General features: G+C 58.1%; 11 protein-coding genes. 8 read left to right on the top strand and 3 right to left on the bottom strand.

What is annotated here, in order from left to right:
• Positions 1-87: 87 nt before the first annotated feature.
• A complete protein-coding gene (locus O9K64_RS17120; RefSeq protein WP_275099327.1) occupies positions 88-1,191 on the top strand; it encodes a saccharopine dehydrogenase family protein in 1,104 nt (367 codons plus the stop codon).
• A gap of 421 nt (positions 1,192-1,612) precedes the next feature.
• Entirely contained in the window at positions 1,613-2,143 is a 531-nt protein-coding gene (gene dsbB, locus O9K64_RS17115; RefSeq protein WP_275099326.1) for a disulfide bond formation protein DsbB, read from the top strand.
• Positions 2,144-2,188: 45 nt separating this feature from the next.
• On the opposite strand, the gene O9K64_RS17110 is transcribed toward dsbB, so the two are convergent.
• The 3 genes from O9K64_RS17110 to O9K64_RS17100 all read right to left on the bottom strand — a co-directional run bounded on the left by O9K64_RS17110 (position 2,189) and on the right by O9K64_RS17100 (position 8,045).
• On the bottom strand, positions 2,189-5,008 hold the full coding sequence (locus O9K64_RS17110) for an ATP-binding protein (protein ID WP_275099325.1): 2,820 nt from the start codon (positions 5,006-5,008) through the stop codon (positions 2,189-2,191).
• Complete coding sequence (locus tag O9K64_RS17105; RefSeq protein ID WP_275099324.1) at positions 5,005-5,823, bottom strand: ABC transporter substrate-binding protein; 819 nt, start codon at positions 5,821-5,823, stop codon at positions 5,005-5,007. Before O9K64_RS17105 ends, O9K64_RS17110 begins: the two co-directional genes overlap by 4 nt.
• 266 nt (positions 5,824-6,089) lie before the next feature.
• Positions 6,090-8,045, bottom strand: coding sequence for a TonB-dependent receptor plug domain-containing protein (locus O9K64_RS17100; RefSeq protein ID WP_275099323.1), 1,956 nt, complete (start codon positions 8,043-8,045; stop codon positions 6,090-6,092).
• Positions 8,046-8,234: 189 nt separating this feature from the next.
• Between O9K64_RS17100 and cysM the strand changes: the two genes are divergently transcribed.
• From cysM to O9K64_RS17070, 6 genes are all read left to right on the top strand, one after another.
• Positions 8,235-9,128 carry a cysteine synthase CysM gene (cysM, locus tag O9K64_RS17095; protein ID WP_275099322.1) on the top strand — a complete coding sequence of 298 codons (894 nt, stop codon included), beginning with the start codon at positions 8,235-8,237 and terminating at the stop codon, positions 9,126-9,128.
• The gene (locus tag O9K64_RS17090) at positions 9,109-11,205 is read left to right on the top strand and encodes a hypothetical protein (protein ID WP_275099321.1); all 2,097 of its coding nucleotides are present in this window, start codon (positions 9,109-9,111) and stop codon (positions 11,203-11,205) included. Before cysM ends, O9K64_RS17090 begins: the two co-directional genes overlap by 20 nt.
• A gap of 36 nt (positions 11,206-11,241) precedes the next feature.
• Complete coding sequence (locus O9K64_RS17085) at positions 11,242-11,856, top strand: YdbL family protein (RefSeq protein WP_275099320.1); 615 nt, start codon at positions 11,242-11,244, stop codon at positions 11,854-11,856.
• A gap of 200 nt (positions 11,857-12,056) precedes the next feature.
• A complete protein-coding gene (gene rlmD, locus O9K64_RS17080) occupies positions 12,057-13,388 on the top strand; it encodes a 23S rRNA (uracil(1939)-C(5))-methyltransferase RlmD (protein WP_275099319.1) in 1,332 nt (443 codons plus the stop codon).
• Between the two features lie 13 nt (positions 13,389-13,401).
• The gene (locus tag O9K64_RS17075; RefSeq protein ID WP_275099318.1) at positions 13,402-13,869 is read left to right on the top strand and encodes a CYTH domain-containing protein; all 468 of its coding nucleotides are present in this window, start codon (positions 13,402-13,404) and stop codon (positions 13,867-13,869) included.
• Positions 13,863-14,363, top strand: coding sequence for a L,D-transpeptidase family protein (locus O9K64_RS17070; protein ID WP_275099317.1), 501 nt, complete (start codon positions 13,863-13,865; stop codon positions 14,361-14,363). The genes O9K64_RS17075 and O9K64_RS17070 overlap by 7 nt, the downstream gene beginning before the upstream one ends.
• Positions 14,364-14,365 lie beyond the last annotated feature (2 nt).

The following is a 14,365-nucleotide window of genomic DNA, read 5'->3' as shown; positions in this document are numbered from 1 at the left end:
TAACAAAGAGCAAATTTTATCATATTCGGATGGGGGGCGGGATCGCGCAAGCATCGGTTCCCGATTTGCTGATCTTCAGGAGTCTGTATGCATAGAGTGGCCATCGTAGGCGCGGGAAGGATCGGGGCAGCCATCGCCAGGCTTCTGGATGATAGTGGGGATTATGAAATCCTGCTCACCGACCAGTCCAGCCATATCCTGGAATCGATCCACCTCAGTGATCGGGTGGAAAAACGGATACTGCAGATTGGTCGAGTGGATAACTTGCACCAGGAGATCCGGGGATGCGACGCCGTCATCTCGGCCTGTGGCTATGATGTCAATGCGCTGGTCGCGGAAGCGGCCGCCGCCACCGGCGTGAGCTACTTTGATCTGACCGAGGACAACGCCACCACCAGTGCCATAAAGCGGATCGCCGAACGCGCCGCCCCGGGACAGGTGTTTGTGCCCCAGTGCGGACTGGCGCCCGGTTTTATCGGCATACTCGGTTTTCACATGGTGCAGCAGTTTGATCAGCTGGACAACCTCAAGCTGCGGGTCGGTGCGTTGCCGGAATTTCCCACCAATAACCTGATGTACAACCTGACTTGGTCCACCCAGGGGCTGATCAACGAGTACTGTAATCCGTGCCATGCCATCCGCGCCGGACACTATGTGGAGTTGACGCCGCTGGAAGGGTTGGAGACCTTCTCGCTGGATGGTGTCTCCTACGAGGCCTTCAACACCTCCGGCGGGTTGGGCACCCTGTATGAGACGCTACAGGGCCGGGTGTCGGATCTCACCTATAAAACCATCCGCTATAAAGGGCATCAGTATCTGATGAATTTTCTGATCAATGATCTCCGGCTCGGTGAACAGCGGGATCTGCTCAAGCAGATCTTCGAGAAGGCGCTGGCGGTCACCCGGCAGGATGTGGTGCTGATCATGGTCACCGCAACCGGCATTATTGATGGCAAATTCATGCAGATAACCGACAGCCGGAAGATTTATCACGACGATATCGCTGGCGAGCACTGGGGGGCCATACAGATCACCACCGCATCCAGCCTCTGCGCCATTGTGGATCTCTTTTTTAACGGCAAACTGCCGCACCAGGGTTATATACGCCAGGAGCAGGTCGATTTCGATGACTTTATCGACAATCGCTTCGCCGCCTGTTACCGGGCGGCGGGTCGGCCCCATGGCAGGTGACAACAACGAGAGCAGATGACGTGAACAGTACTTGATAAATGCCGGGGTAATCCCCCGACTCGGTCGGGGACTGTGCGCCAGGTTTGACCTGTTCATGGGTCGCGCGTCTCTGGCTTACAGATGGGGATGACAGATGGTAAATGAACTCTCGCCAAGACACCAGGCACGCCAAGGAAAACCGATTTATGCCGCTAATCTTTGCGCGCTTGGCGCCTTGGCGAGAGCAATAAACCTTTACCGATCCGGGATCGGGAAGTTGTCGTGGGTACGAAAATTTGTTCGACCACCTTGGACGGCCCCGGGATTCCAGCATCCGTCTCTTGAAGTGACAGATTGTCACGGGTATCCTCTAACCTGTTTGCGCATCCAGGCAGCCACTCGGGCTGCCTGATTTCATTCCGAGGCATCACCTGGTCCGCACATGCTGAAATTCTTTAACCGACTGTCAAACAATCGCGCACCCTGGATACTGCTGGCGTTGACCGCGCTGGGACTGGAGCTGGCCGCCCTCTATTTTCAGTATGAGTTAAAGCTGGATCCCTGTGTGCTCTGTGTGTATGAGCGAACCGCAGTGATGGGTATACTGTTTTCCGGCCTGATAGCGGCGCTGGCGCCGGGGCTGATGCTGTTGCGCATGCTGGCAATACTCATCTGGGGCGGCAGTGCGGCCTGGGGATTGCAGCTGGCACTGAAACATACCGGGATACAGCTCTTCCCGTCGCCCTCCAACACCTGTGATTTCGCGGCCAATTACCCGGACTGGGCAAAACTGGATGAATGGATCCCCTGGCTGTTCCAGCCAACCGGTTTCTGTGACGAGATTCAATGGCAGTTTTTCGGATACACCATGCCGCAGACCATGATTGGCGTTTACGCCCTCTATCTGCTGGCGCTGCTGCTGGTTCTTCTGTCCCAGTTCGCCGGTAAGGAGCGCTCCATTTTTCGTGATTGATACGCTTGTTTTGCCGGGCGGCAAGCCTAAATCACGGGTCGTGGATCAACCGCCATCGGTACTGAACTGCCAGCGTTCGTCTACTGATAGCTCAAGAGTGTAGAGCTGTTGGCAGCCTGTTCTGACTCGCTGCATGCGGGTGGAGATATTATCCACATCGGCTTTTCCCGCCGCCAGCTCGAGTTCCGAAACGGCGGCTTTCAGCGCCGGTACGCCACAAACCGCGCAGGCGCCATGTAACCGGTGGGCAACTTCACCCAGCGCCGGCCAGTCGTGGTTCTCCCGATGTTTTTCCAGTAGTGCCATCTGCTGCGGGAGGTCGTCCATGAACTTTCTGAACATCTCCATCGCCAGCTCCTCTCTCCCGCCGGTAAAGCGCAGGGCCTCCTGCGGATCGTGAACCGGAAGCGTTCCGGCGGCATCCGCCTTGAAGGCCTCTTCCGCTGCGTACACTTCGGGAATCGCTGATGCCGGACTGTTTGCATTCACCAGATTGTCGATGGCCTGCCAGAGTTTGCTGTCATCTATCGGTTTGGTCAGGTAGAGGTCCGCACCGGCCGCCAGCAGGGCATCACGGTGTTCCGGTATGATGTCGGCCGAGAGGGCAATGATCGGCGTATGGCTGCCGGCATATTCCTGACGCTCCATTTGTCGAATCCGGCTGGTCGCCTCTCCGCCATCCATAACCGGCATGTGCACATCAATAATCACCAGGTCCGGGCGCCGTTCCCGATAGGCGTTGATCACCCCGACGCCATTCTCGGCCTCCACGATATCGGCACCGGTCATCGACAGAATGGCCGATATCAGTTGCAGATTGATCGGATTGTCATCGGCGATAATGAACCGTTTTCCCTTAAATGAAGGGGTGCTGGAACTCCCGTATTCGATGGTGCCAGACGGGGTGGATGGATTGGCAAATATCTGTTCCAGGGTGCGTTTCAGTACCGCCAGGGTCACCGGTTTGGAAATACATGGCGCCAGTGTCAGTGCCTGGAATCTCTCGTGAACCGTTGCGTCAGAGCTGCTGAGTAGTATCAGCAGGTTGCTGGGAACGGTCGTTTTTTGCAGGCGGGCTATCCGGTCCATGGCGACTCCGGAATCGATTTCGGCGGCTGAAAACCCGATCAAAAGCAGATCCTGGTCGGCAATGGCCGCCTTGTTCAGTTGTCCCCAGCCGACCTCGGAAACCGCCATGCCCAGGCTTTCCAGTGTGTGTGACATGGCCAATTGCGATATCACGTGGTGATCGATGATGGTGCACCGTCTGGATCTGAAGCTGTTGTCCACCAGGGGTTGTGCCATCTCAGGGCTCTTCGGCAGGTTGAGCATTACCCTGAAACAAGAGCCTTTACCCTCAACACTGTCGAGGGCTATTTCTCCCTTCATCGATTCAGCCAGTTTTTTACTGATACTCAATCCCAGGCCGGTTCCCCCGTATCGCCTGTTGGTCTGTTTGGTACCCTGCTGAAAAGAGGTGAAAAGATCCTTCTGGATATGTTCGTCTATCCCTATGCCGGTGTCGGTGACGGAGAATTGAAGTCGGCAGGAGTCCTCGGTCTCATCCTCGATCATCACCCGTACGATGATCTCTCCCTGGTGGGTGAACTTGATTGCATTGCCTACCAGATTGACCAGTATCTGGCGGATACGGGTTTCGTCACCGATCAATTGTGCCGGCACATCCGAATAGATCAGCAGCGCCAGCTCAAGCTGTTTGTCATGCGCCGCCGGCGCCAGCAGTGCAACCGGGTCCTCAAAGCAGGAACGGATATCAAAGAGGGCATATTCCGGTTCCAGTTTTCCATATTCCAGTTTGGAAAAATCGAGAATGGTATTGATGATCCCGAGCAGGCCGGTGGCGGATTTGTGTATGGTTTCGGCAAGTTCACGCTGCTCGGGTGATAGTCTGGATTTCATCAGTAGTGTGGAGAAACCGATAACCCCGTTCATCGGCGTTCTGATTTCATGACTCATGTTGGCCAGGAACTCGGACTTTGCCTGACTCGCCTTCAACGCGCGTTTTCTCGCAAGATCGAGTTCCACATTCTGTATTTCCAGTGCCTCCATGGTCTGGGTGAGATCCGAGGTTGCCCGGTCCACCTGCTGTTGCAATATCTCCTGATTGTATTTCAGCGTCCTGGCCATGGCATTGAAGCCTTCTTCCAGACTGCGCAACTCCCCGGCGGAAATTTCCGGTACCGTGACGGCGAAATCCCCATGTTTCATGCGGATGACCGCCTGGGTCAACTTGGAGAGGGGGCGGGTTATTTTCTGACTTAATAGCAGGGCGATCAGGGCCGTCAGGATGAGCCCGGTGACACTGATGATCACACTGGTGATGATCGAGTCACGTTGCTGTTCCAGCAGGCTGGTTTTCTCGAGTTCCACCACCACCGAACCGATAGTGGAAGGGGTGACATCGCCCTGGATGAACTGTATCTGATCGGGATAGTCGCCCAGGATGTCTGGTTGGAAACCGCTTTGGACCGAGGTGAAGAAGAATGATGATTTGCCGGGATCATGGGTCGCGACACCTGCATCATTCGATACAGACTCGCCGATACTCAACAACAGATTGCCCTGCGCGTCATTGACGATGATGGAGAGAATGTCTTTTCTCTTGAGTATCGAATTCAGATTCAGCGACAGCGATTCGATATCGCCACTGAATATCCCGTAGAAACTGGCGGCAGCCACCTCCTGTGCCGTGGCATTGCCCTGCGCCTTGAAGGCCATTTCCAGATTGTCCAGCTGTGCGGTGATCAGGTAGGCCGTCAGTGACAATGCCAGGATGGCGGCCGGCACAATGCCCAGTAACAGTGCCCGCGTCTTGATCCGCGAATAGCGACGTCGTTTCATCATGGTTTGTTGTCTTCCAACATTTGACGAATAATATCAGTCTCATCCGGAAGTGATATTCCCAGTGATCTGGCCACGTTACGGTTGACGGTCACACTGAAGTATTTCGGGTATGACGGGTCCGGCAACGCTCCTGTGCCGGTTTGCAGAAAATCGCGGGTGGTTTCCGCCAGGTGGTGCGCGATATCCTCCGGTGTCGAGTAGGTGGCGATGAGTGCACCGGCCTTGACATAGGCCGACGAAAACCCGATCACCGGTACTTTATTATGATAGCTCGACAGCAGGATATTGAAGATAGTGGATCGATTGAATATGGCCGGGTCGGGGAGCGCCAGCAGGACGTTGCTCTCTTCCAGCACCTCTTTCAGTAGTGGACCGAGTCTGTCGGTGGCGTCGACTTCCCGATAAGTAACCGGGATGCCCTGAATGGCGGCGGCGGTCGAAAGCCTTTCCCGGACAGACGTGGTTAATGGACTGATCAGCAGGCCGATGTGCGGATCGGGGCGAATTATTCTGGCAAGCTGAAGTTGCCGGCTGATCGGCTGGTCAAGATAGATCGCCGAGTGATGTGCGGCCCCGCCCAGCTGTTCATACGCACTCTTTGGTATCAGTGCATGCAGCGTCGGCAGGCCGGTCTCCATGTCGTGTATCAGTTGCCCGGCATGCTGGCCGAGGGTGATTATCAGCCGCGTGCGTGGTGGAATGAGAACGCGTCCTCCCGCCTCCTCCTGGGTGAGGATATGGATCTGATGCGGTGGGCATTCGGCGCCCATATCGGCGCACTGTTCATTCAGGCTGGCTTTCAGCAGCCTGGCCACCTGATCGTAAACCGGCGCGGGACTGCTGCTGAAAATAACGATATTACCCTGTGCCGCATAACCGCTCGGCAGGATCAGCAGGAGGGATAATGCCTGCAACAACACAAACAGTATCCCCCTGCCATATCGGACTGACGCCAGCAGATTACCAAGACTATGGCTGAGGTTCTGACGACTCACGGTATTACGCTGGCCGACGCCTCTGGTTAAAAGTCAAAACACAACCTCCGTGTAGGAAACAGTTCCGCTAATAAGACCCGTTGTGGTTAATACCAGTTCAAACTGGCCTGGAGAAACACCCGGTCTCCCCAGACATTTTCGGTATGAAAATCCTGGAAATCATTATCCGGTCCAATGTTCTGAAAGATCAGCGCTATCTCCCCGTCGGCGCGTTCCAGCTCGAACGGCTTGGCGATTTTGATATCCCAGCGCCGATTGATATCGATAAGGTCGCCATCACCGGCCCAGTCCATTTCATCCATATAATAATATGCCGAACTGAGCTTGATGCCGTTATCAAACTGGTGACTGCCGAGTACACTGAGCGTCAGCGGGGGAACCCGGCGGTCGAGGACCCGGAAATGCTCGGGCAACGTCGGGGGGTTCTTTTTGATCTGACTGCCGTAGGCATTGGTCAGGCTGTAGGCGATATGCAGCATGCTGCGTGCTGAAGGCTCCCAGCGCAGACCAATCTCGAAACCATTGATATTGAAGCTCCCACTGTTGATATAGGCGAAGGGCTGGCCGGGGGCGTTCAGATCGGCCACTTCCGCAATCATCTCCTTGATCTCTTCGTGAAACAGCTTCATGTCGAGTGTCAGGCCCAGCTTTTCGAAACTCCCCAGGTAGCCCAGCTCGAAGGATTCGATATATTCCGGTTTCAGATTGGTGGTGGTCTTGTAGGTCTGCAGAATCGGAACCATCGACCCGGTGAAAACCACCGACTGATCGGCAAAATCCTCCCAGAAGGTGGGCATGCGGTAGGCGCGGGTGGCACGCAGGCGCAGGGTGTTCATCTCATCCAGTTTGAGATTGAGTGCCGCCATCGGTGAGAAGAACCCATCTTTCTGCTCAAATTTCTCATACATGCCGCCCAGATTCAGCAGCAGGCTGTCGGTCAAATGCCACTCGAAATTGCCAAACGCGCGGTACTGGTCTCGGGTCATCCAGTCGCCCTGCTTGAATGTCCAGACCCCCTTGGCCTGATCGCGCCGGGCGCCCAGGCCCCAGACCATGCGCTGCGCCGGATTGATATCGAAGGTGTGCTGGAATTCCAGGTCATAACGCTGGGACTTGAAGCCGTAACCCAGTGAGACATCCAGGGGCGCAAAGGTGATGGCGTCGGAAAAGCTGTCATCGATCTCCTGGTAGTTGTGGTAGAACTGCAGCGAATACTCGTTGCCGGGCGCGAGGCTGCGGGTCCAGCGCAGCTGCTGGAAGGCGTGGTTGTCCTCGGTGGCGCGGAACGGCTGCTCGGCATCGGCCGGAAAACCGTCCTCGCGGGTGCCGCCGCTATGGCCCAGTTCCAGCAGCAGCGCATCCCGGTTGTTGACCTGGTAATCGCCACGCATACTCAGCCAGCGGGTGTCCGAGCTGTCATGCCGGGTATCGAAACCGTCGTTTTCGTCATACTTGAGGGCCACCCGGTAGGCGAGATTGCCCTCGACGCCGGCAAACCGGTTATAGACCTGGCGCCGGCCGCCGTCGCCGACCACAGTCTTGACCCGGATGGCGGGTTGTTCCGAGGGGTGTTGGGTTATGATATTGATCACCCCGGCGAACGAGTTGGAGCCGTGGGTACTGGCGTTGGGGCCGCGGATTACCTCGATGCGTTGGATGTCATCCATGTCCAGCTCCTGGTCGCTCCAGGTGACGCCGCCGAAGGCCGGGTCATAGATCGAACGGCCATCCACCAGCACCTGCATGTCCCGGGCAAAGCGATCGGTATTGCCGTGGGATGAGACGGTAAACTTGGAGCCGGTGTAATAACCGACCTGGAAGCCGGGCACCAGACGCAATAGATCGACCAGCTCGATTGCGCCTGACGCCTCGATCATGGTCCGGTCGATCACCGTGACGGACGCCGGTGAATCCGGCAACGCCTGTTTCAGTCGTGTGGCGGAGAGCACCACCGGCACATCACTGAAAAACAGCTCTTCAGGCAAAGGATTATTGGCATCCATTGCATGAACTGACAGGGAGGCGATCGCTCCCAGTCCCAAAGCCCAATACCTTTTGGGGCTGTTTTTAAGTGGATGTGTGTACTTCATAATGCTTCTGTTTTGTTCTCTTGGTGTTATTGATAGACTAATCGCCGCTGGCCGGCCGCGGAATCGCCGCTGCCGGGATAGTTCAGTCCTATACTATATAGCGTGATCTCTTTCCACAGGACCCTACTGTAACCTTGTCTTATGAAATACCCAACCATTGAACAGTTTGTCGGTCATACTCCCCTGGTGCGCCTGCAGCGGCTGCCCGGAAACACCACGAATGCCCTTCTGGTCAAACTCGAAGGGAACAACCCCGCCGGGTCGGTCAAGGATCGCCCGGCGCTGAGCATGATCCAGCACGCGGAGGATCGCGGTGACATCCACCCGGGGGACACGCTGATCGAGGCGACCAGTGGCAACACCGGTATCGCCCTGGCCATGGCGGCGGCGATCAAGGGCTACCGGATGATCCTGATCATGCCCGACAACCTCAGCCTCGAACGGCGCGCCTCCATGCGGGCGTATGGCGCGGAACTCATTCTGGTCACGAAAGAGGAGGGCATGGAAGGTGCGCGGGATCTGGCGCAGCAGATGGAACAACGGGGTGAGGGCAAGGTCCTCGACCAGTTCGCCAATGCCGATAATCCGCTGTCCCACCTGGAGGGCACCGGCCCGGAGATCTGGAATGACACCCGCGGCGAGATCAGCCATTTCGTCAGCGCCATGGGCACCACGGGGACCATCATGGGTGTTTCCCACTACCTCAAGGGGATGAACCCGGCGATCCAGATTATCGGTGTGCAGCCGACGGAGGGCTCCAGCATCCCCGGCATCCGGCGCTGGCCGGAGGCCTATATCCCGAAGATCTTCGATAAGCAGTGGGTGGACCGCACGTTGGATGTGACCCAGGAGGAGGCCGAGGAAGTCACCCGCCGGCTGGCGACGGAAGAGGGTATCTTTGCCGGTATCTCTTCCGGCGGAGCGGTGGCCGCGGCACTCAGGCTGTCGCGGGAAGTGACCCACGCCACTATCGTGACCATCATCTGCGACCGCGGCGACCGTTATCTCTCCACGGGTGTCTTTCCGGCTGAATAATCTCCAGTTTTCCTTTCCGGCAGTCATCCTCTGGGCACTGCTGGTCAGTTCCCTTCCCCTGCGGGCGGCAGACCGGCTGACGCTGACCCTGGGCGATCTGGGGGGCGAGGGGTGGCAGGTCAGCGGGCTGGCACTGCAGGTTGACCTTCAGCCATCCCAGGATCGCTATATCCTTTCCGCCGAGGAGATTCGGCACCCCGCGCTACCGGGTCCGCTACGCATGTTCCGTTTCGACTGCCGGGCCGGCAAGATTGCCGGGAGGCAGATCAGTTGCCGGGAAGGTCTGCTCGACCTGACCCTGAATGGGCAGAAAATGGCCGGGATAAAATCAAGAATCGACTGGAAGATAGATTCACAAGTTATTGATATACAACTTGATGATATTCCATTGTCCAATGGAAAACTGGCCGCCTTGATCAACATCGAACGGCAGCAGTGGCTCCTGTCGCTGAAAGGGAATGGGCTGGATATCCAGAGGCTTGGAACACTCCATGCGGCCCTGGCGGAGTCGGTGGAGCGTTTCTCCCTCAGTGGCAGGCTGGGGCTGTCGGCGACCTTGCGGGGCGTCGGTGCGCAGCTCCTGCAGGGCAGTAGCCGGCTCGATTTCAGGGATGTTGGTTTTGCTGATGCCAGCGGGAGCTATATCGGGCAGGGGCTGGCGGGACAATGGCAGGGTGAGGCGGTGCTGAGCAAGGGACAGTGGGCCGGGACCCAGCGGCTGGCGCTGAATGCCGGGGAACTGTTGGCACCGCAGTTATATCTCTCGCCATCCGCACATCCCCTGTCGCTGGAGACCGCCTACCGCTATCGGGCTGACCGTTCACTGATCTCTCTTGAGCAATTCAGGTTCCGCCAGCCGGAACGCCTGAATTTTAGCGGGGCAGCAGAAATTTCCCTGCTACAGGAACCGCAGCTGATCTCATTGAATCTGACATCGGAACCGGCGGATCTCGCCGGGCTTTTTCGTGACAATATCCTGCCGGTGTTGGCCAATCCCCAACTGGAGGATATGGAACTGGCGGGGCGATTCGCCCTGGATATCAGCCATCGGGCCGATGACAGCCGGATCCGCATCGACCTCCAGGATGTCTATATCGAGCAGGGAATGCGGCAGCGGGGAGACGGCCAGGGGCAATTTGCCCTGTATGACCTCGATGGCGAAATCAACTGGTCCAGCAAGCGCGCCCGGGAGAGCCGTCTCAGCTGGCAGGGGGGACATCTGTTTGGCGGCATCACCCTGGGGGCGACGGACGTCGCGCTGAATCTTTCCGGAGATAGGGTCTCCCTGGTTAATCAGGCCAACATTCCGGTACTGGATGGCGAGCTGCGGGCGGAAAAGTTTGAACTGGAGCGGGGCGAAGCCGGTCCAATGGTCCGCTTTCAGGGTTATCTCACACCGATCAGTATGGCGGCAATCAGCAGCGCTGTCGGCTGGCCGCCGCTGGCGGGCCAGCTTTCCGGGATGATCCCGGGGCTCGCATATGAGCAGGGTGTCATTGCCGTGGATGGCGTGGCGCTGGTCAAGATCTTCGATGGCGAAATTGTGATCCGGGATCTCCAGCTGGACGATCTGTTCGGAGCACTGCCTGCATTGAGCGCGGATCTGGAATTGAAGGATATCGACCTGGAAACTCTGACCCGTACCTTCTCATTTGGTAAGATTACCGGGAAATTGGCAGGCCGGGTCACCGACCTCAGATTGGAAGAGTGGGCCCCGGTCTCATTTGATGCGGCCTTTGCCACTCCGGCGGGTGACAAGAGTCGACGCCGTATCAGTCAGCAGGCGGTGGATAATATCTCCAATCTGGGCGGCTCGGGTGTCTCCGGTGCCATATCCCGTAGCTTTTTGAGAATCTTCAAAGAGTTTGGTTATGACCGGCTGGGTATCAGTTGCCGCCTGGAACGCGGCGTCTGCCACATGGGAGGAATCGAGGCGGCCGAGAGAGGCTACTACCTGGTGAAAGGTGGCGGCATACCACGAATCGATATCATGGGATTCAATCGCGAAACCGATTGGCAGGTGTTGGTCAGCAAGTTGAAACAGATCGCGTCGGGTGAGTCACCCGTAATCCAATAACAACTAGATTGAATGCTAATAAAAGGAGCTAAGCGGATGAAAACGTTAAAAATAGGCAGTGCGATGGCCGCCCTGGTTGTGCTTGCCGCCTGTGTCACAATCAATATCTACTTCCCCGCTGCCCAGGCTGAGGAGGCGGCGGAACGGATAGTGGATGACATCCTGGGCAAGGAAAAACAGCAACAACAGGAAGAGCGGGACAAGGGTGAAAACAAGAGCTCCTCACTCAATAATTCGCTGTTCAGAGTGATCGCTTCCGGGGCGCTAGAGTTGCTGATTCCGTCAGCGCAGGCGGCGCAACCCGATTTTAACGCCAGCTCACCGGCCGTCCGCAAACTGCAGGCCAGCATGAAAAGCCGCAACAGCGCCCTGACCCCCCACTACAACAGCGGCGCCATCGGTTTTACCCGGGACGCCATGATCGCGGTGCACGACGCCGCCGCCATCCCACTGAAAGAGCGCAACAAGGTGCAGGGGCTCATCAGCAGCGAAAACAGTGATCGCAGCGCGCTCTACCGGGCGATTGCCGATGCCAACGGTCACCCCGAATGGGAGCCCGAGATCCGTGCAACCTTCGCCCGCACCTGGGTAGAGAAGGCATCCGGGGGATGGTGGTATCAGAATGCACAAGGCGGCTGGGTACAGAAATAGGTTGTAGCCTGGATGGAGCCCGCTCCATAGGAACCTAACAGGCGCACAGCCTCAGACGGGCGGAATCCAGGGTGGTTAGTCGAGACTGCTTCCCGGATTTCGCCGCCGTGGGTGCATGCGATTCATCCAGTTGGGGTGCGGCTTCATCCAGGCTACGGTGCTGCCGTTGTTATTAACCGAATGAGGATTGATCTGGTTTCATGGGACGCTCAAGAAGACGCAAGTTACCGCAAGATCCGGTTGTGACCGGTATCGATGCCCTGAGCCATGACGGTCGCGGGGTGGCGCACATCGACGGCAAGGCGGTGTTTATCCATGGCGCCTTGCCGGGAGAGACCGTCAGTTTCCGCTATACCCGCGTACAGAAGAAATTTGATGAGGGCGAAGCCCTCGAGATCCTCTCCGCCTCGCCTGACCGGGTGGTGCCCCAGTGCCCGCATTTCGCTGTGTGCGGCGGCTGTTCGCTGCAGCATCAATCACCATCCGCGCAGATACAGGCCAAGCAGACCGCGCTGATGGACGCCTTTCAGCGTATCGGCAAGGTGGAGCCGGCAAGGCTGCTGGCACCACTGGTCGGCAGCGACGCCTTCGGCTATCGGCGAAAGGCCCGGCTCGGGGTCAAATACGTGGCCAAGAAGGGTAAGGTGCTGGTGGGATTTCGTGAGCGTGGCTCCCCCTACGTGGCGGATCTCTCCGAGTGCCATATTCTGCATCCCCGGGTGGGTCGGCTGCTTACCCCCCTGAGTGAGCTGATCGGGTCGCTCAGTATCAAGGAGCGTGTGCCCCAGATCGAGGTGGCCATGGGCGACACCCGGTGTGTGCTGGTGTTCCGGATCCTCGAGCCCCTGTCGGCGGCTGATGAACAGGCGCTGCTGGCATTCGGCAGGGAGCGGGAGATCGATGTCTACACCCAGACCGGCGGCCCGGACACCGTCGCGCCATTGAGCGGCGAGCCGGCGGATCTGCAGTATGCCCTGCCGGACTACGGCCTGCACATCCACTTTTTGCCCAACGACTTCACCCAGGTGAACAGCGACCTCAACCGCCTGATGATCGGGCACGCCCTGGAGCTGCTGGCAGTGGCGCCGGAAGACCGGGTGCTGGACCTGTTCTGCGGCCTGGGCAACTTCACCCTGCCGATTGCCCGAGGCGTGGCGGAGGTGGTCGGCGTCGAGGGAGATGCGGGCCTGGTCGCCCGGGCCCGGGATAACGCACGGCGCAACGGTATCGAAAACAGCCGCTACTACACGGCCGACCTGTATGATTCGTTGCAGAAGGAACCCTGGCTGCGCGAACGTTTCGACAAGGTGCTGCTCGATCCTCCACGCTCCGGCGCGGCCGAAGTGTTGGAACACCTCCCCCGGCTGGGGGTGAAGCGCGTGGTCTATGTCTCCTGCTACCCGGGCACCCTGGCGCGGGACGCCGGGGAGCTGGTCAACCGGCACGGCTATCGGCTGGTCGCGGCGGGGGTGATGGACATGTTCCCGCACACCGCCCATGTCGAGTCGATCGCGCTCTTCGAGAAATCCTGAACGGACTGGGTAAATGGCTTTAGAAATAGAACGAAAGTTCCTGGTTGTTAACGATAAATGGAAGGATAATATCCTCTCTGAGGCGGTGCTGAAGCAGGGCTATATCGCCAATCAGCCGAACGCCACCGTGCGGGTCCGCATCGCCGGCGACAGCGCCTGCCTGAATCTCAAAAGTGCGACAAAGGGCATATCGAGGTCCGAGTTCGAGTATCCGATTCCGCTGGCGGATGCCGAGCAGATACTGGCACAGCTGGCCGAGCAGCCCTTTATCGACAAGACACGATACAAGGTGCGCTGGGGTGGGCATGTGTGGGATCTGGACCTGTTCGCGGGCGAGAACAGCGGGCTGATCATGGCGGAGGTGGAACTCAGCTCCGAGGACGAGCCGTTCGAGCTGCCCCCCTGGGCCGGTGAAGAGGTGTCTGGGGATCCCCGCTATTACAACGCCAACCTGGTGAAGCACCCCTATTCGCAGTGGTGAAGCGTCAGGCTCAACATATTCAGGTCGACCTGCAACGGCAGCAGTTGCGGCTGTTGTCCGGTGACGCCTGTATCGCAAGCTATGCCATCTCCAGCGCGCGTAATGGGGCGGGGGAATCCCGGGGTAGTGAATGTACCCCGCGGGGTCTGCACAGTATCCGCCTGAAAATCGGTGACGGGCTGCCGGAGAACAGCGTGTTTATCGGCCGCCGGCCCACAGGTGAAATCTACACCCCCGCACTGGCCGCCGCTGATCCGGGGCGCGACTGGATCCTGACCCGTATCCTCTGGCTGAGCGGGCTGGAACCGGGCAGAAACCGTGGTGGTTCCGTCGACAGCCTGAGACGCTTTATCTATATCCACGGCACCCCGGACAGCGAACCGATGGGGCAGGCGGCCTCCCACGGTTGTATCCGGATGCGCAACCGGGAGCTGATCGAGCTGTTCGAGCGGGTGAGGGTGGGAACCGTGGTGGAGATTCGCGAGCGCTGCTGAGC

The sequence above is a fragment of the Sedimenticola hydrogenitrophicus genome (genome assembly GCF_029017505.1).
Classification (GTDB): Bacteria; Pseudomonadota; Gammaproteobacteria; order Chromatiales; family Chromatiaceae; genus Sedimenticola; species Sedimenticola hydrogenitrophicus_A.
This window is presented reverse-complemented; position numbering and strand designations above follow the sequence as displayed.

Coding starts and splice junctions, on each gene's coding strand:
- O9K64_RS17075 (WP_275099318.1), top strand. CDS start 13,402: ATGGCTTTAGAAATAGAACGAAAGTTCCTGGTTGTTAACGATAAATGG.
- O9K64_RS17120 (WP_275099327.1), top strand. CDS start 88: ATGCATAGAGTGGCCATCGTAGGCGCGGGAAGGATCGGGGCAGCCATC.
- O9K64_RS17085 (WP_275099320.1), top strand. CDS start 11,242: ATGAAAACGTTAAAAATAGGCAGTGCGATGGCCGCCCTGGTTGTGCTT.
- rlmD (WP_275099319.1), top strand. CDS start 12,057: ATGGGACGCTCAAGAAGACGCAAGTTACCGCAAGATCCGGTTGTGACC.
- O9K64_RS17110 (WP_275099325.1), bottom strand. CDS start 5,008: ATGATGAAACGACGTCGCTATTCGCGGATCAAGACGCGGGCACTGTTA.
- dsbB (WP_275099326.1), top strand. CDS start 1,613: ATGCTGAAATTCTTTAACCGACTGTCAAACAATCGCGCACCCTGGATA.
- cysM (WP_275099322.1), top strand. CDS start 8,235: ATGAAATACCCAACCATTGAACAGTTTGTCGGTCATACTCCCCTGGTG.